4 protein-coding genes (1 of these 4 running past the window's edge) are annotated in these 20,705 nt (G+C 44.0%); all 4 read left to right on the top strand.

Annotated elements, in window-relative coordinates; translation table 11 throughout:
- The first annotated feature begins 5 nt into the window (after window positions 1-5).
- Tightly spaced (each overlapping or abutting the next), the 4 genes in view from UABAM_RS25355 to UABAM_RS25340 form a layout consistent with a single transcriptional unit that may run on beyond the window.
- On the top strand, window positions 6-260 hold the full coding sequence (locus UABAM_RS25355; protein WP_151970797.1) for an acyl carrier protein: 255 nt from the start codon (window positions 6-8) through the stop codon (window positions 258-260).
- On the top strand, window positions 257-11,038 hold the full coding sequence (locus tag UABAM_RS25350) for a type I polyketide synthase (RefSeq protein WP_151970796.1): 10,782 nt from the start codon (window positions 257-259) through the stop codon (window positions 11,036-11,038). The genes UABAM_RS25355 and UABAM_RS25350 overlap by 4 nt, the downstream gene beginning before the upstream one ends.
- Window positions 11,031-17,417, top strand: a complete 6,387-nt coding sequence (locus UABAM_RS25345) for a type I polyketide synthase (protein ID WP_229759306.1) — start codon at window positions 11,031-11,033, stop codon at window positions 17,415-17,417. The genes UABAM_RS25350 and UABAM_RS25345 overlap by 8 nt, the downstream gene beginning before the upstream one ends.
- Window positions 17,407-20,705, top strand: the 5' end (the start) of a protein-coding gene (locus tag UABAM_RS25340) for a type I polyketide synthase (RefSeq protein WP_173013570.1). It continues 15,445 nt past the right edge of the window; the window shows 3,299 of its 18,744 coding nt (coding positions 1-3,299); its start codon is at window positions 17,407-17,409; the stop codon falls past the right edge of the window. Before UABAM_RS25345 ends, UABAM_RS25340 begins: the two co-directional genes overlap by 11 nt.

Below are 20,705 nucleotides of genomic sequence, written 5' to 3'. Positions count from 1 at the left end.
AATTCATGGATAGAGAGAGATACACGAAAGAAGATATCGAAGAATGGTTGGTAAAAAAAGTCGCAGAAATTATGGAAGTCGATCCCGATAATATTGACATAGAAGAACCATTTGCCAATTACGGTGTCAGTTCCGCAGAGGCCCTTGGTTTATCTGGAGAATTAGAAGAGTGGCTCAATACGCGACTTTCTCCTACATTGGTTTTTGATTATCCTACCATTCAAGAAATGGCACAATACCTATCTGAGGAAAAACAGTGACAACACACAATACCGAAAATCACATAGCCATTATAGGAATGGCTTGCCGTTTTCCTAAAGCTAACAATATAAGAGAATTTTGGCATCTTTTACGTAACCAAGGTGATGCCATTTGTGAAATTCCCAAAGAACGTTGGGACATAGACGCTTTGTATGATTCGACGCCGGGCACACCTGGAAAAATGTATACGCGTTGTGGTGGATTTATCAAAGGCATCGATTTATTTGATGCCAAGTTTTTTAAAGTTGCTCCACGTGAAGCAATCCATATTGATCCACAACAACGACTACTACTTGAAGTTACATGGAATGCATTTGAAGACGCTGGTATTGCCGCAAGTAGCCGCCAATATAGAAATACAGGTGTTTTTATTGGTATCTCTGGTTGGGACTATGGACGTTTGCAAATACAAAATCTCGACTATATCAACCACTATATGGGGGTGGGAAGCTCTCTTAGTATTGCAGCAAACCGCATTTCATACACTTTTGACTTGCAGGGGCCAAGTATCGCTATCGACACAGCATGTTCTTCATCTTTGGTGGCGACACATATGGCGTGTGAAAATTTACGTAACAAAACTTGCGATATGGCGGTCGCCGGTGGCGTGAACCTCATTATTTCTCCTGAGCCAACAATTAATTTTTGTCAGGCAAAAGCCTTGGCGAAAGATGGACGTTGTAAGACTTTTGATGCGAAAGCCGATGGCTATACACGATCAGAAGGAGCGGGAGTTGTTATTCTCAAGCCACTCTCACAAGCGATTATCGATAACGATAAGATTTACGCAGTCATAAGAGGTAGTGCGATCAATAACGACGGCTTGACAAATGGCATTATGGCCCCGAATGGATTGTCCCAAGAAAAAGTGATTGCCGCAGCGCAAAAAAATGCAGGTGTTCGTGCGCACGAGATCCAATATGTAGAAGCTCACGGAACGGGAACTCTCTTAGGAGACCCCATCGAAGTACAAGCTCTAAATAATGCTTTAAGTAAAGATCGTACAGACAAGTGCCGTGTGGGATCAGTGAAAAGTAATATAGGTCATTTAGAATCGGCAGCAGGGGTAGCGGGTCTTATAAAAACCGCTCTCACAATACATCATGGGGAAATTCCGCCGAACTTGCATTTCAATGACCCCAATAAATATATTCGTTGGGACGAAATATGTCTAGAAGTGCAAACAAAAATGGAGCCATGGAAGAACGAAGATAAACTAGCGGGACTTAGTTCTTTCTCTTTTGGTGGAACAAACGTACACGCCATACTACAAAATAATCGCGTTGCGCAACAAAAACAGACGCCAAATCGCAAAACGCACCTGTTGCGTCTATCGGCACATAGTGAAGAAGCGTTGCAGCAAATGATGGAAGATTACTGTGTTGCTTTGTATTCTCAATCAAATGATGCACTAGGTAACATTTGTTTTTCTGCCAACACCGGACGTGGTCATTTTCCCCATCGTTTGGTGGTGGTCGGTGACAGCTTGGTCGATATTTGCGAACAACTGACCGATGGTGTTGAGGAACAAATTGCCAATAAATGTAAGCGAAAAAAACCTAAAATAGTGTGGATGTTTACCGGGCAAGGATCTCAGTATAAAAAGATGGCGCGCCATCTTTATGAAACAGAGCCCTCATTTCGCGCCGACTTGGAATATTGTCAAGCCCGCTTAAAGCTGGAAACAAAACTGCTAGACGTGATCTTTGGCGAAACAGATAGCGAGTTGATCCACCAGACTCAGTATACACAACCTGCGTTGTTCTCGATAGAATACGCTCTCGCCAAACTATGGTTGCGATGGGGTATAAAACCCGATTATGTTCTTGGTCACAGCATTGGAGAATATGTTGCGGCGTGTATTGCCGGAGTGATGAATATCGACGACGCTTTGTGCTTAATCGAAGCGCGCGGACGTTTGATGCAATCCTTACCTGCTGGTGGTGGTATGATAGCGGTCTTTGCAGAAGAAAAGACCGTCGTCGATTTATTGAGTGATTACAAATTAGATGTTGCCGCCGTTAATGCGCAACAACAAGTTGTTATGGCGGGTTTGATTGAGGACATTGATAAGTGCATACCTCTCTTAGAAGAAAATAACATTCACTGTAAAAAACTGAATGTTTCGCATGCGTTTCACTCCTATCTAATGGACCCGATTGCCGAAGAATTTCAAAAGCTTTTCACTAATATTACTTTGGAAAATCCCAAAATAAATTTCATTTCCAATTTAACAGGAAAAATGGAGAAGCATTTAATTACCTCTCCGGAATATTGGGTAAAACATCTACGTGAACCAGTAAGATTCTTTGACGGCATTCAGGTAGTGGAAAAAGAGAAAAACAAAATTCTGATGGAGATTGGTCCGCAGCCATCACTGATTAGTTTAGCAAAACGTTGTGTCAATCGTCAGCAGACGCAATTTTTACCGTCTTTACGCAGTGGTAACGACAATGAAATACTCACAACCGTGGCACACTTATATGTCAACGGATTTGATATTTGTTGGGAAGAGCTGTACCCGGCCCAACAATACAACTGGGTGGACTTACCTCTCTATCCTTTCCAACGTGAAAGATTTTGGGTCGATGAAGAGAAAATACGTGAAAAAACCGTGAGCTACGGCAGTAAGAATTTAACGCAGTTCTTGTATGAAACCAAATGGGAACATCGCGAAAATAAATACCTACAAGTGAATAGTAAAATAATCGATAGCCATTTATTGATATTTGCCCACGATGAGGAGTATGGCAAAACGATCGCGGAGTCTATGCCCAACCACGTGGTTACTCTTGTCGTAAAGGGACAAACATACAAAAAAGTGGACGAACATTTGTACCACGTTGCCGAGAATTCGCTGGAAAGTATAGAGTTTTTACTCCGTGACGTTGCTCACCAGAAAAAATATAGCATTATATATTTGTGGCCTTTGGCATCGTTACGTGAAGAGCATCCGACAGAAGTTTACTATAAACACAGTCAGAACTTTTTGTATTTGTTGCAGGCACTACAAAAGCTACGCAATCAACCACAATGTTTATGGCTTGTGACACGCGGGGCGAAGTTTGTGGAAGGTAATGTGGAAGTATTCCCCGGACAAGCCGCGATGTGGGCCATGGCCCAGGTGGCGTCACTCGAAAATCCTAAACTGTGGATTGCCAAGCTCGACATGGACACCGCTGTTGATCAACACGAAGCAGAACTTTTGAGCAAAGAAATTTTATACAGTGACGAAGAGAAACACATCGCAATTCGCAATCACGAGCGCTACATTGCGCGACTCACTGCCTTCGATGGAGACAAAGACTCCGAAGGCAGCATCAGTTCTTCCTCTAGCTATTTGATTACCGGAGGCCTTGGGGGATTAGGACACAAAGTGGCAAAGTGGATGGCGAAAAAAGGCGCGGGCCACATTTACTTAACGAGCCGCCGTCCTATGGACGAAAATATTCAAAAAATACTAGACGCGTTGCGTAGTGAAAATACCGCCGTCACTTTTATACAAGGTGATATATCAAAAAAAGAGGATTGTGACAAAATTTTTGCACAAATCGAAGACGGTCCACTTTCTTTTAAAGGCGTTTTTCACGCCGCAGGTGTCCTCGAAGATAATTTCATCATAAAACAAACTTGGGAAAGTTTTGAGCAAGTATCTAAGGCCAAAGTCGATGGGACATGGAATTTGCACGAGGCAACAAAAAGTATGCCTCTTGACTTTTTTGTGTTGTTTTCCTCTATCTCTTCACTGCTCGGTTCGCTTGGGCAAGTAAATTATGCAGCGGCCAATTCATTTCTCGATGCCGTGGCGAATTATCGTGAAGCAAGATCATTACCAGGGGTTAGTGTGCATTGGGGACCATGGTCTGAAATAGGTATGGCGGCGGATTTAGAAAAGAAACACCGCGAAACAGCACCTGAATTAAAGTACTTAAATCCAGAAACGGGTGTACAGTTACTCGACGTGATTAAAACCGTGCGTGGTAAGCTAGGTGTTTTTGACATTGAGTGGGAAAAGTTGGGAAACCGTTTTCGCGAAGTAAATGGGCGTTTTTTAGGAAAATTACTTCCTGATTTAGAATTGACAGAGTCGCGAGCACCAGAAAACGACTTGATCAAAACGATACGCGAGACCCCACGTAAACAAAGAGAGAATGTTCTCATTGAATATATGCGTACCGAAATCGCCAAAATTATGGGACTTAAGAGTAAGGAAAGCATTACTCCTGACCAAGGACTTTTTGAAATGGGAATGGATTCCCTGATGGCCGTGGAACTGCAAGGCAAACTGGAATCATCGTTTGGTCAGTCGTTTTCCTCTACGATGGCATTTGATTATTCGACAATAGGTGATATTGCACGATATGTAATAAGAGAATGCTTTGCCGATGATACCAAAAAACAAGTGGACGTTGTTGAAGTGCATTCCGATGGCAATGTCGACGAGCCGATCGCCGTGATTGGTATCGGTTGTCGTTTTCCCGGTAGTGATACACCCGAAGAATTTTGGGATGTGCTTGCCAATTCACAGGAAGTGCGCTGTGAAGTTCCCCCAGATCGTTGGGATGTAGACGAATACTATGATGAGTCTCCTCAGGCATCGGACCGTATGTACACGCGTCATGGTAGTTTTCTCGACAAAATAGATATGTTTGATCCCGAGTTTTTTGGAATCGCTCCTCGCGAAGTTATTACCATGGATCCCCAGCAAAGACTTTTACTTGAAGTGGCGTGGGAGGCACTGGAAAAAGCAGGTTATTCACCAAAAAGTCTAGCCAATACTACCACGGGTATATACGTTGGTATTGGTAGTAGTGACTACTTTCAACAAATACTAAATATTGTTGAAGTTGACCCATATGTGGGTACAGGTCTCGCTTTTTGCGTGGCGGCAGGGCGTATTTCTTATGTACTGGGGCTGCAAGGACCGAGTATCGCTGTGGATACCGCGTGTTCTTCTTCGTTAGTTACTCTGCATCTGGCCTGCCAAAGTTTGCGCTTGCGAGAAAGCGATATGGCGGTTGCCGGGGGAGTGAACCTTATTATTGCACCACATGCAAGTATTTATCTCTCTAAAGTAAAAGCCTTGTCTCCGGACGGACGTTGCAAAACGTTTGATGATAGCGCCAATGGCTACATGCGTGGTGAGGGGTGTGGTATGGTTGTCCTAAAAAGACACTCTGATGCAGTGCGCGATGGAGATAATATCATGGCGGTGATTCGCGGTTCGGCGGTAAATCACGATGGACCGAGTAGTGGACTAACTGTTCCCAACGGTATTGCCCAGCAAAATCTGATAAAACAAGCGCTAGATAGTGGTAAGATTCATCCTAAAGAAGTGAGCTATGTAGAAGCGCACGGTACAGGGACACCACTTGGAGATCCCATTGAAATTAAAGCGTTGGCAAACGTATTGGGGCAAAATCGCTCCCGTGAGGACTTGATTGCTGTTGGATCGGTAAAAACTAACATTGGGCACCTCGAAAATGCGGCGGGTATCGCTGGTTTCATTAAAGTAGTATTGGCCTTGCAGCATAAGAAAATACCTGCACACTTGCACTTTTCGCAACCCAATAGTCGCATTCCATGGGATTCGATACCGATTCATATCCCCACGGAGTTGAGTCCGTGGCCAAAGAAAAATATGGTTGCGGCTGTGAGTTCTTTCGGACTCAGTGGTACCAACGCCCATGTTGTCGTTGCCGCTCCCGAGAAAACAGAAGAACCAAAAAACTCTCAGGAAAGGCCACTGCATATTTTATGTCTTTCCGGTAAAACGACGTATAGCTTAAAAGATATTGTCGCAAAATATATTGACTACCTTTCCGAAAATGACCCAAAGGTAGAAAATTTGTGCTTTACGACAAATGCTGGGCGTTCACATTTTGAAAAACGCATTGCCGTTGTCGGAGATAGTACAGCGCAGATTTTACAAAAACTTCAGCAACAAAAAATTGACGAAGACGACAGTACATACGCGCCAAAGAAGAAAACTGTGTTTTTATTTACTGGTCAAGGCTCACAGTACACCGGAATGGGCAAAACTTTGTACGAAACATGTCCGAAGTTCAGCGAAACTCTCGACAAGTGCAATGCGATTCTCAAAGAATTTCTTCCCGAAACACTACTCGATGTATTGTTTAGCGAAGAAAAAGCTCCTCTTCTTAACCAAACGTTATATACACAGCCCGCTCTTTTTTGCGTAGAGTATTCGCTAGCAAAACTCTGGGAATCGTGGGGGATACGTCCCGATGCAGTTATGGGACATAGCATTGGTGAGTATGTCGCGGCATGTCTTGCGGGAATATTTTCTCTAGAAGATGGTTTGCGCCTAATTGTTCACCGTGCGCGTTTGATGCAAGAACTTCCGGAAAACGGTACGATGGTTGCTGTGCGTGCTGATCGCGATGAAATTTGGGATGAAATTAAAGAAAAGCTAGACAAAATAGATATTGCGGCGATCAATGGACCAAAGAACCTCGTTCTTTCGGGAGATAAGAAAGTTCTCGAAGATATCGTTACTGTATTGAACACCAAAGAGATTAAATCACAATACTTGGCGGTTTCCCATGCTTTCCATTCACCGCTTATGGAACCAATGCTCGATGCTTTTAAAGAATGCGCAAACTCGATTGAGTACCATGCGCCTGAAATTACGATTATATCTAATTTAAGTGGTAAAGAAGCAAAAATCGATGAGATGACAAGTGCCGATTATTGGTGCGAACACATCCGCAGTGCTGTACAATTTCGCAGCTCGATTAAAACATTAGACTCTTTAGGCTTTGAAGTATTTTTAGAAGTAGGGCCTTCGGCAACGTTGTTGGCCATGGGGCGCGGCTGTGTTCCTAATCACAAAGGTCTATGGTTGCCTTCGCTACGTAAAGGAAAAAATGATTGGGAACAAGCCCTTTCGAGTGTAAAAGATCTGTATGTAAACGGTATTGACATCGATTGGGCAGGCTTTGACCGCGGATATAAACGCCAGCGTATGTCTTTGCCTACATACTCTTTTGACCGCAAACGCTACTGGATCGATCAAAAAGACAGTCTACCATTCATGCAGAATGTGGTATTTGAGGCGATACTCGATTTAAACAACCGTCCAACAATCAAAGACCATCAACTTTACGGTTTAGTTGTCTATCCAGGAGCAGCGTATCTTGAGGATGTTATGGCCGCTGCGGTAAAAGTATTTGGTCATGGTCTTCACGAGCTTTATGACGTAGCGATTTATGAACCACTCATCATGGAAAGTGACAAAGTATACTACACACAAATTGTGATTTCCAAACTCAGTTCCCAAGAAGCGAGTTTTGTTTTCTCAAGTGTGGAGGACCGTCGCGATATTGATTCCATTCGTCAACATGTCTCGGGTAAAATCAAAATCGTTTCAGAAATCAATGAAATTGCAGACAGCACTGATGTCTCACAAATACAAGCGCGTTGTTTGGACTCGATTTCAGGAAAAGATTGCTACGAGAAGTTACACAACCAAGGCCTACAATACGGACCAAATTTTCAGAGCATCGATACGCTGTATTACAATGAAAAAGAGGTATTTACCAAACTACACTTACCGGAGAATTTACTACCGCAGATACAAAATTATTACATTCATCCGTCGTTATTAGACGGGGGATTTCAGAGTTTTTCTGCATGCTTAATGGATAAAGAAGTGAATGAAAATGACATCTTCGTGCCCATTGGTCTAGAAAGATTCAGTTTGTATTCTTATGGAGTAAGTAATGTGTGGTGCCATGCACTACCGAAAAACGTTAGCGACAATGCCGAGACCTTGGCAGGTGACATTAAGTTTTACAATGAAGATGGACAATGTGTCGGCGAAATTGTCAATTTTCAATTCCGTCGCACCAATCGCGAGATTTTACAGCAAAGCCGTGCTAAGATACAGCAATATCTCTATGGGTTAAACTGGCAAGAAGTGAGTAGTGAAGCCTCTACAAATGTTTTTCATAACCACACTGTGATTACTAATAACGCTGCTTGGGGAGAAAAAATGCTTTCTCAGGGACAAGACAATCAGCTTGTGGTTTTGCATGACGATCAACAAAAACGCGGTGAACATTACTACGCAGATGTAACGAATAAAGAACATGCACAGTGGTTATGGGATAATGTTTTCAGCGAACAACGTTCTTTTATCTACTTTTATGATACAAACAATGCCGTGGAGCAAAATAATTACAATAGTCTTCTTTCTTTGCTGCATATTCTCGATGAAAAAGGTATTGCCAACGATTGCGAATTAGTACTCGTCACTCAGGGAGCACATAACATAAACGCCGAAGAGGCTGATATTCATTTATTATCGCACGCTACAGTGGCGGGAATGGCCAAAGTCATCGCGATGGAATATCCCAAACTCAAATGTCGTTGCATTGATATGGATCACATAGAAGTAGAAGAACAAACACAGCGTATCGCAGAGGAAATAAAGAGTGATCGCCCAGAAACAAACGTTGCGTTGCGCAAAAATACAGCGTACGCTCCTCGTCTGCAACAATACGATAAATTGATGGTGAAAAAACAACGTTTGGCATTGCCTCCTTCAGAGTCATACAATTTACATATCGAAGAGCGCGGAGTGTTACAAAACCTGCAATTTGTCGAAGCTAAACGCGTAGAACCGCAGGGAGAATTTGTCGAAATAGAAATTTCCTCTACTGGACTCAATTTTCGCGATGTCATGAATGTTTTGGGAATGTATCCTGGAGATCCTGGACTTCTGGGGGCGGAGTGTTCCGGAACAGTTGTTGGCGTAGGAGAAAATGTAACGCGTTTTAGCGAGGGAGACGAAGTACTCGCTATCGCCGCAGGAAGTTTTGGTAAATTTGTGAATGCTCACCAGTCGCTTGTGGCCAAAAAGCCAAAAGACATGACATTTGCGGGAGCGGCGACGATCCCCATCACATTTTTAACTGTGTACTATGGGTTTTACCATCTGACAAAGATACGTAAAGGTGACCGTGTACTCATTCATTCTGCCGCAGGAGGTGTTGGACTAGCGGCGGTACAAATCGCACGTCGTGCTGGGGCAGAGATATTCGCTACTGCGGGTAGTGTGAAGAAGAGAGAATATTTGCGTTCTCTCGGTGTGCACCACGTTATGGATTCGCGTTCGATGGATTTCGCACAGCAAATGCGCGAAATGATCGACAATGATGGTCGCGGAATGAATATCGTTCTCAACTCACTTGCTGGCGAATATATACCGCGTAGTATGGAGTTAATGGCTCCTGAAGGAGTGTTTCTCGAAATTGGAAAAGTGGAGATCTGGTCACAGCAGCAAGTGACCGACTTTAGATCTGACATCAAATATATTGCTTTCGACCTAGGAGACGTATGCCGTGACGAACCGCTCTTTGTACAAGATATGTTCGATGAAGTAATGGAACTTTTTGCCCAAGGGGAATTGCAACCGTTGCATCATAAAATTTTTGAATACCAAGAGGCCGTACTCGCTTTTCGTTATATGGCCCAAGCGAAACACATGGGGAAAATTGTACTTTCGCAGGATTACAACCCTATTCGCCCAGATGGTACATACATGGTGACGGGTGGTCTTGGGGCGCTAGGGTTTGAGATTGTAAAAACCATGGCGTACGAAGGAGCGCGTAATTTCGTGTTGTTGGGACGTTCTGCTCCACGACCAGAAATTTCACAGGAAATGCAAATACTCGAAGAGCAAGGGGTGAGCTTTGTCACTGCCGAAGTAGATGTTGCCGATGAAGCGGCACTCACAAAGGTATTTCACGAAACGCTTGCAGGGCTACCACCGCTTTGTGGAGTGATCCATGCCGCGGGTGTTCTCGATGATGGAGTGATATCGCAACAAACATCTGAGCGATTTGCCAAAGTCATGGCACCAAAGGTTCACGGAGCATGGAACTTGCACAAACTGACGGAAAATATACCACTAGATTTTTGTATATTGTTCTCTTCTCTGGCTTCATTGGTCGGATCTCCAGGACAATCGAGTTACGCAGCTGCCAATGCATTTCTCGATCATTTAGCATACTACCGCTCACAAGCAAATCAACCCACATTGAGTATCAACTGGGGACCGTGGGCAGAAATTGGTATGGCAGCGAGTAGTAAACAAAATAGCCAAGCATGGGGACTCGATACGATCAATCCGGAAAACGGTAGCAAAATATTTCTCGAATTATTGCGTTCTATTGAATCGCAGGTGGCGGTGCTACCGGTAAACTGGTCGAAATTTTTGCCACTTTTTGCGCACAATATGCCATCGTTGCTACGCTCTGTAGAGGAAAAACTCAACAAAAAATCTACAGAAGTTCGCGAAAAATCCAAGAAACAGGCGGAATCGATTGTGCAACAATTGCACGGCTTACCAAAAAAACGTGCACGCGAAATATTGGTAAATCATATAAAAGAACAAGCGATACAAATTCTCGGTTTGGACGCTTCTTTCTCTCTCAACATACATCAACCTATTCAGGAATTAGGTCTGGACTCGTTGATGGCACTAGAACTAAAGAATACCTTGTCGGCAAGCATCGGCAAAGATTTACCGGTGACATTACTGTTTGATTATCCGACAATCTCTGCAATTGTGGATTACTTAGGGAAAGAAGTACTAGATTGGGACGAAGAACAAACCAAAGAACAACAAGAAGAAAAAGAAGAACCACAAGAAGAGTTGGGGGATTTAACACAGGACGAACTTGACAAACTCATTGAACAAGAACTAGACGAAATAGACAATTTAATTGAGGATGAAGATAATGAGTAATGGCAAAGATCAGCAGTTAGCCGCTTCAAAAAAAATGCTATTGGCACTAAAGAAACTAAAAGAGCGCGTCAAGGAATTAGAGACAGAGAAAAATGAACCGATTGCCATTATTGGTATGAGTTGTCGTTTTCCCGGAAGTAATAATTGTGGTGAATACTGGAATGTTTTGCAAAATGGAATCGATGCGATAAGTGTTGTTCCCAAAGAGCGTTGGGATATAGACAGTTATTATGATCCAGATCCCGACGTTCCTGGAAAAATGTACACAAAATACGGTGGTTTTGTGCACAATGTAGACAGTTTTGATGCGCAGTTCTTTGGCATTTCGCCACGTGAAGCCGTGAGTATGGATCCGCAACATCGTCTGTTTTTGCAAGTGAGTTGGGAAGCTTTGGAAAATGCACGGCAAATTTCACCACGATTGCGCAAAAGTCGCACGGGAGTTTTTGTCGGAGCAAGCACCAATGACTACTCACATTATTTTTTCGGGGGGCACGACTCGGATACGATCGACGCTTATTTTGGAACGGGGAACTCCCATAGTGCGATTCCTGGACGTCTTTCTTATTTATTAGGTCTTCAAGGTCCGAGCTTCGCGGTAGACACAGCCTGTTCTTCTTCACTAGTTGCACTACACCTCGCTTGTCAGAGTTTGCGAAATAAAGAATGCGATTTGGCACTTGTTGGCGGTGTGAACTTGACGCTGGTTCCGTTTACTACCATCAATTTTTGTAAAGCGCGAATGATGGCTCCCGATGGCCGTTGTAAGACATTTGACGCTGCTGCCGATGGTTATGTACGCGGTGAAGGCTGCGGAGCGATTGTCTTAAAACGTTTATCTCAAGCGCAGAAGGACCGCGACAAAATTCTCGCTGTGATCCAAGGCTCTGCGGTAAACCAAGACGGCGCAAGTGGTGGACTTACCGCCCCCAACGGCCCCTCACAAGAGGCCGTGATATTGGAAGCGCTGGAAAATGCGGGATTACAACCACAAGACATCGATTATGTCGAGGCTCACGGAACAGGTACTTCGCTGGGAGATCCCATTGAAATTCAAGCACTGGCCAACGCGCTGCGCAACAAAGGTGGAAAAGAGCTGATTGTTGGCTCTGCCAAGACAAATATAGGTCACCTAGAGGCTGCGGCGGGAATCGCTGGGGTGATTAAAGTTGTCTTAAGTTTGTACAATGAAAGGATACCACAACACTTACACTTTAATAATCCGTCTCCCTATATTCCATGGAATGATATTGCGATTGAAGTCGCCAAAGAAGGACAAGCGTGGCCCAGAGGAGAAAAGCCGCGATTTGCCGGAGTAAGCTCTTTTGCATTTATCGGTACCAATGCTCACGTGGTTATTGGCGAAGCTCCACAGTTACCAAAAGATGACAATGAAGTGGACCGCAGTTTTCATGTTCTTAGTCTATCGGCAAAAAAAGAGCAAAACCTCAGTGTTTTTGCCGAAAAAATACACAAGGACCTACAGCAAACATCGTCAAGTCTAGCAGACTACTGTTATACAACAAATACAGGAAAAGGCCATTTTTCGCATCGTTTAGCAATTGCCGCCACGGACAAACAGGAATTAGTGCAGCAACTTTCTAAATTTATCGCCAAAGAGCCGATGAAGTTTTCGGGAAAGGTATCCGCAAGAGATAACAAAGTGGCTTTTCTCTTCACTGGACAAGGTTCTCAATATCCAGACATGGGAAAAGAACTATACAACTCTTGCCCCGTTTTCCGGCGTTATATGGACAAATGCGATGCAATTTTACAAGAAGAAATAGGCGAATCGCTTCTCAATATTCTCTACGGAGATGATGAGGAGAAACAACAACTCATTCACCACACAAAATACACGCAACCAGCGCTGTTTTGCATTGAGTACTCTCTGGCACAAATGTGGATTTCTTGGGGAGTAGAGCCACATATGGTTTTAGGACATAGTGTGGGAGAATACACTGCGGCGTGTGTTGCCAAAATTTTTGACCTGCAAAGTGGACTGAAGTTGATTGCCAAACGCGCGCAGCTGATGAATGCACTTCCGCAAAATGGGGGAATGGTGTCTATTTATGCCACGAAAGAGCAAGTGGCGGAGCTATTGAAACCCTTCGCGGTGGATGTCGCGGCGATCAATGGACCAAAAAGCACCGTGGTTTCCGGTGAAAAAGAGCAGTTACAAAACTTGCAACAAAAACTAGACGAAGAAAAAATTCGCTATCAGGTTTTGCAAGTTTCTCATGCGTTCCATTCACGGCTCATGGATTCCATTCTCGACGAATTCTCCTCTGTCGCCAATAATATCAACTATGCATTTCCCGAAATTGCCATTGTATCCAACGTAACCGGTGAAATTGCCGAGGCCGAGACCATATCCAACGGTGTCTACTGGACAAAACACATTCGTGAAGCGGTGAATTTCGCAAAAAGTATGGAAACGCTGCAAGAACAAAAATGCAATGTCCTTGTTGAGGTAGGACCGACCCCTATATTGTTGAGTATGGGACGTTCGTGCATTAAAGCCAAAGACCTTTTATGGTTACCATCCCTACGCAAAAATAAATCGGATTGGCAGCAAATCACCGCGAGTATTGCGCAAATGTATGTGCAAGGGCTAGAAGTCGACTGGCGTGGTTTCGATCGCGACTATGTGCGCTATACAACGCATTTGCCAACGTACCCTTTTACCCAGCAACGTTATTGGGTTCAACAGCCTACACGTAATATTGCTGCGCAGCGTGGAACAATTCATCCACTGTTGCAGAGTAAATTTACTTCACCAACCATTTCTAACACGATTTTTCAATCGCAAATAGGGACGTCTTTGTGGCCTGAAGTAGAGGATCACAAAGTTTACGGTTGGAAAGTACTTCCCGGGGCTGCATACGCGGAAATGATGTGTGCGGCGCAAAAGCATATCGAAAAACCGTTGGCCATCAAAGACCTACAAATTCTAGAACCTCTCATTTTGGAAAATGAACGTTCTCTGCAAATGATCTTTTCTCCGCAAAGTGAGTCGTGGGAAGTGTATAGTAGTGAAGACGAAAAACAGTGGCAACTACACGCTGTGGCGCGATGTGCACAGCCAAAAGAGCAACAAACCGCCAATTTGCAGACGATTCGCAATGATTGCCATATCAAAATGCCTTGCGAAGAGCTATACGCATTTTTAGGAAAACTGGGGTTTGACTATGGACCAGCATTCAATCTACTCTCGGAACTATCACACAATGGACGTGGTGAGGTAGTTGCGCGTGTGACGGTTGATGGCTCTAAAAAGTTTTGCTTAAATCCATGCGCTCTTGACGCCTGTTTCCAAGCTTTTTCTTTGGCACTTTTTGCTGAAGAACAATCGGCGCAAAACGTTTACATTCCCGTTGCAGTAGAACGTTATGCTATTTTTCATGAAAATATAAGCGACTTCTGGGTGCATATTAAATTACGTGACGGAGCAGCAGGTGAAACATATAGCGGAGATATGCAGTTGATGACAGAAGCAGGCAAAATTGTCGCGGTTGTGGAAGGATTTACCATCAAAGCCGTTTCACAACAAATGTTGGAAAAACACCTCAACCGCGATGTTGATGAGAGTCTGTTCTTTATTGATTGGCAGCAACGCGACCTGACAACTTCGGAAAACGATGACAGACCACTGGTCGTTTTTGTTCAGAGTGAAGAACAGCGACAAAAAATAACGGAAGAATGCATCTGTGTAATTGTGAGCTCGGAAAACAAAACGCAAGACGCGAACATTTTTTGTAATCCACAACAAGACATTGACTGGATATGGGAGCACGTACCCGCGAAGGCACATTTGATGTATTTGTGGCATGACAACACACAAGCGTTACACTCAAATGCACTCACATTGTTACAACTACTGCAAAGTATGGCACAACACAACAACGCCTACAAACTGACACTGGTAACTCAAAACGCACAATGTGTCATCGATCACGACAAAATCGATGTGCAAGCGTCCTACGTGTGGGGATTGGGTAAAGTAATTAGTCAAGAGTATCCGCAGCTCAATTGTCAAATGATTGATGTGGACAACCTGGATATCGAAAAAATTTGCTGTTGTAGTACTTTGTGGAGTAAAGAAAAACAGATTGCATTGCGCGAAGAATGTGCCTATGTGGCGCGCTTGACAACCATAGACAATGAAAAAGATTTGGTTTCTGTACCGCAGAGTGAAGCGTATCGACTTTCCATTGACGCAAAAGGTAGTATCGATAATCTGAGTTATCAGTCGTTTAACAAGCGCACACTCCAGGAACGAGAAATTGAAATAGAAGTGTACTCTACCGGACTTAATTTCCGCGATATTATGAACGCTCTAGGCTTGTACCCTGGAGATGCGGGAGAACTCGGTGGTGAATGCTGTGGTCGTGTCGTGAGTGTCGGTAGCGAGGTTGACGATTTGCAAATAGGCGATGAGGTTTTGGGAATTGCCGCAGGTAGTTTTGCAAATCGCACTTATACACATCGCCATCTCGTGGCCAAAAAGCCACAGGACATGACATACAACGAAGCGGCAACAATACCGATTACTTTTTTAACCGCTTATTACGGGTTATGTAAACTGGCATCGTTGAAAGACGGACAAAAAGTTTTAATTCATTCTGCCGCTGGTGGGGTGGGATTGGCAGCGGTACAAATTGCCCAACATTACAACGCGGAAATTTTTGCCACTGCAGGTAATGAAGAAAAACGCTCTTTTCTCAAGTCTTTGGGCGTGCAACACGTCATGGATTCGCGTTCTTTGAAATTTGCCGAAGAAATGGCTGGAGAACAAATCGATATCGTACTCAATGCACTCGCCGGAGAATACGTGGAAAAAAGTATGCGGCTTCTCAAAAAAGACGGCCACTTTCTAGAGATCGGTAAGACCGATATTTGGAATAATGAACAAGTGTCGGCTGTTTCACCACAACTTCACTATTTTGCCTTTGATCTCGCAGAGATTTGTGAAAAGAAACCTCAGTTGCTGCAAGAAATGTTGCAACAAATCATGGCGATGTTCGATAAAAAAATTCTTTGTCCTTTGCCACATCGAATATTTTCTCGCGAACAAGTCATCAGTGCTTTTCGCTATATGGCACAAGCAAAGCATATCGGAAAAGTTGTGGTGTGTGAAAAACAAAAAGAAACCTACATCTCCGACGCATCGTATATGATTAGTGGTGGACTAGGAGCTTTGGGGTTGGAATTTGCGCATCTATTGGCGGTGAGCGGGGCCAAGCATCTCGTACTCGTTTCACGGCGTGAAGATATTTCCGAGGTTGTAAAACAAATCGAGAAAATAGAGCAAAGTGGTGCAGAAGTGACCATAATGCGCGCAGATGTAGCAGATAAAGAAATGTTATTTGCCGCTTGGGAAAAAGTGGCGGAAAATATCCCACCGTTGCGTGGAATTATTCATGCCGCAGGAATTCTCGATGATCAATTGCTTGCGCAACAAACTAGTGAAAGTTTTGCGCGCGTTTTACGTCCCAAAGTAGATGGTGCATGGAATTTACACTTACTCAGTGAGAATATGCCTCTCGATTTCTTCGTCAATTTTTCGTCTCTTGCATCGGCCTTAGGCTCAGCTGGACAAGGTAACTACGCTGCGGCAAATGCATTTCTCGATAGCTTGGCATTTTTGCGCCGTCAAAAAGGTTTGGCCGCGACGGTAATCAACTGGGGGCCGTGGGCAGAAATTGGTATGGCCGCTGATTTGAGTAAACGTGGGCAAGATGTGTGGTCGACGATGGGGATTAATACCATTTCTCCACAGCAAGGACGGCAAATGTATCAGACAATCAATCACTTGACACAACCACAAGTGATCGCGATGCCCATTGATTGGACAAAATTTGCACAGACATTTGCCGAAGAACCGTTTTTTGAAAAGATCGTTTCTGTCGCGAAAACGAAAATGAGTCACCACGAAAAGCAGGAAAGTAAGTTACTCAAAGAATTAGAAGAAATGCCTGTCACACAACGTTACGACTTTTTACGTAATTATGTGGTGACAAAAGCAGAGAGCATTCTGGGTCTTAGTGCGTTAGACACGACACAACCGCTCCAAGAAATGGGTTTAGATTCACTAATGGCCATTGAACTAAAAAATACTTTGGAGATGAGCGTTGGCAAAACGCTTCCTGCAACAATGTTATTTAATTATCCCACAATTGAATTGATCGTTTCTTACATTGCCAACGATATTTTAGATATTGAGTTCGCACAGGAACAGGACGACACGACACCGCTTGAATCTCAAAAATCAGATCATGCCGAACAAGTGGAACAAATGTCCGAGGATGAGGCAATGGAGCTTTTGAATCAAAAACTCAGTGCGTTTAACAACGAGGATGAAGACGATGACGAGTGAAAAAAAACCAGAAGCACCACTATCTCCGATAAAAAAAGCACTCATTGCTTTAGAGGAAATGCAAGGTGAGCTAAAACGCGTAAAAAACGCCCAACGTGAGCCAATCGCCATAGTTGGGCTTAGTTGTCGTTTACCCGGAGGAAATAATTCCCCGCAGCAACTATGGAATTCTCTCACCAACAATCAAGACGCCATTAGCGAAGTTCCCAAAGATCGTTGGGATATTGAGGAATATTTCGATGAAGATCCCGATGCGCCGGGAAAAATGTATACGCGCTATGGCGGTTTTATGTCGGATATTTCCGGCTTTGACGCAGAATTTTTTGGGATTGCACCACGCGAAGCCATGCATATGGACCCGCAACAACGCATTCTTCTCCAAGTTGCGTGGGAAGCTCTAGAATCTGCGTATTGTGACATGAATGCCCTCAACAATAGCAACACCGGTGTATTTATTGGAATATCGAGCAATGAATACGCACAAACTTGCTTGCATCCGGAAGAACCAGAGCGCATCAATGCCTATTTAGGTACGGGAAATGCGCTGAGTGCTGCCGCAGGACGGTTATCGTATACGTTTGGCTTACAAGGGCCAAGTGTATCGGTGGATACGGCGTGTTCTTCTTCTTTAGTTTCACTGCATTTGGCATGCCAAAGTCTGCGCAATGGCGAATGTTCTATGGCGATCGCTGGTGGTGTAAATGTTATGCTCTCACCAATGACGACGGTTACCTTTTCTAAAGCGCGTATGATGGCTGCCGATGGTCGTTGTAAAACTTTTGACGCCCGTGCCAATGGTTATGTGCGCGGCGAAGGTTGCGGGGTGATTATTCTCAAAAAGTATTCCGATGCACTGGCGGATAACGATAACATCCTTGCGGTAATCAAGGGTTCTGCGATCAATCAAGATGGACGCAGCGGTGGGTTTACTGCACCGAATGGTTTGTCCCAGGAAAAAGTGATTAAAAAGGCATTGCGTGCTGCGAAAGTAAAGCCTCACATGGTGGAATACATCGAGGCTCATGGAACGGGCACATCCCTGGGAGACCCGATCGAGGTTCATGCTCTTGGGAGTGTCTTGCAAAAAGGCAGAGAAAATCCGTTTCTGATGGGATCAATTAAAACAAATATTGGTCACCTCGAAGCGGCGGCGGGAATCGCGGGTGTGATTAAGGTGGTACTTGCTTTGCACAATGAGATGCTTCCAGCAAGTCTTCACTTTCAAAAACCAAACCCATACATCACCTGGGATCAAGTTCCCGGAAAAGTCGTGACACAAAACACCACGTGGCCGCGTGGCAAAAAAGAGCGTATTGCGGGAGTGAGTTCTTTTGGTTTCACCGGGACCAACGCTCACGTGGTCATTGGCGAAGCGCCACAGAAAAAAGACGGGGAAGCATTACGCGAAAATGCACGACAATTGTTGTGTGTTTCGGCAAAGAATGCCCAGGCATTGCAAAATAGTATTCGCCAATTGCACGACGCTTGTAACGATGCGACGCGCATCGATAGTCTTTGTTATTATTACAACACGCGCAAAGCCCACCTCAATTATCGTGTGGCGGTTAGTGGCGAAACAAGCGCAGAACTACAAAAAAATTTACAGAAATATCTCGACAAAAAGTCCACGATCGCGAAGCACAAAGACAGCGTATGGTTATTTACCGGACAAGGTTCACAGTATTTTGCGATGGGAAAAGAGTTATATGCGAAAAATGAAACATTTCGCCGGCACTTTGATCATTGCCTACAGATTTTGCGCGATGTTCTCGATAAACCACTGGAAGAAATTGTATGGAACAGCGACACCGGCGAAATCAATGAGACAAAATACACGCAACCTGCACTGTTTGCCATCGAATACTCCTTGGCAAAAACTCTACTCGATGAAGGGGTAAAACCTAAGGCCGTATTAGGCCACAGCGTTGGTGAATACGTGGCCGCGTGTATTGCCGATGTTTTTTCGGTAGAGGACGGGTTAAAACTCATTGCCAAGCGCGCGCAGTTGATGCAGCAGTTACCGCAAAATGGAGCGATGTTGGTCGCATTTACCGATAAGGATAACGTCGAAAAAATTGTCCTTGGCCAGGAAGATAAGGTCGCCATTGCCGCATACAACGGACCAAAAAACATTGTGATCTCCGGAGAAAAACAGGCGGTTGCTGCCATAGAAAAACAGCTACAAGAACAAGAGATTCGTGTAGAAATGCTCACCGTGTCTCATGCCTTTCATTCACCACTAATGGAACCGATGCTCGAAGAATTTGCGGCGTGTTTTTCCGGTGTAGAACTGAAGTTACCGAAAATAAATTTGATTTCCAATTTAACCGCTAAGCCCGCGGGACAGGAAATACTTTCTGCCGACTACTGGTGTCGTCACATTCGCAATGCAGTACGTTTTTCAGAATCCATTGAGTACCTTGTGGGCAACAAACACAAGTTATTTGTCGAATTAGGTCCAGCACCCATTTTATGTGGCATGGCGCGTCGCTGTGTGAGTAGTCGAGACATAGAGTTTTTGCCGACACTACGTAAAGGTAGAGAGGAACTAACGCAGTGGCTAGATGCTTTGGGTAAATTGTACACTTTTGGGCTGAATTTAAATTATAAAACCGTGTACCCGCATCAAAATTATCCCAAGGTGACTCTTCCGACATACCCATTTCATCAACAAAAATATTGGGTAGAAGACCCCGTATATCACAAAAAACACGTCCACTACCGCAGTGGTGGGCATCCATTCTTACAACAACAAATTTTTACCGCCAACGGACAAATTATCTTTGAATCACTGTTGAGTACCAAAGAATTTTCCTATTTAAAAGACCATGAAGTCTTTGGTGCGGTCATTTTTCCAGGAACGGGTTATTTGGAAATCGCTTGCTCTGCGGCCAAACAGATTTTTGGTGATGTGGCGGTGGATGTCAAAGATTTTTCGATCTACGAACCGTTACTGTTAAATAATGAAGGGCTCACTTTGCAAGTGGTCGTGACTCCACAAGACGAAGAGAGTGCCACGTTTGAAATCGTGAGTTCAACAACGGATGAGCAAATCTATAAGGCATGGAAAACTCATGCAACGGGAAAGATCGCTAGTGGTGAATCTCCACAAGTCGAAAAATTAGAGGTAGAAGGACGTGATATTCCCCGCGAAGAATATTACAAAGCACTTAGTGACATTGGTTTAGACTACGGAGAAAATTTCCAAACGATCCGTAAACTACAAACAACAGAAAATCATGTATTTGCGCAGATTACTGCGCAAGAAAATGACGCATACCACCTGCA

Origin of the sequence: Candidatus Uabimicrobium amorphum, assembly GCF_009002475.1 — a bacterium.
Classification (GTDB): domain Bacteria; phylum Planctomycetota; class Uabimicrobiia; order Uabimicrobiales; family Uabimicrobiaceae; genus Uabimicrobium; species Uabimicrobium amorphum.
This window is presented reverse-complemented; position numbering and strand designations above follow the sequence as displayed.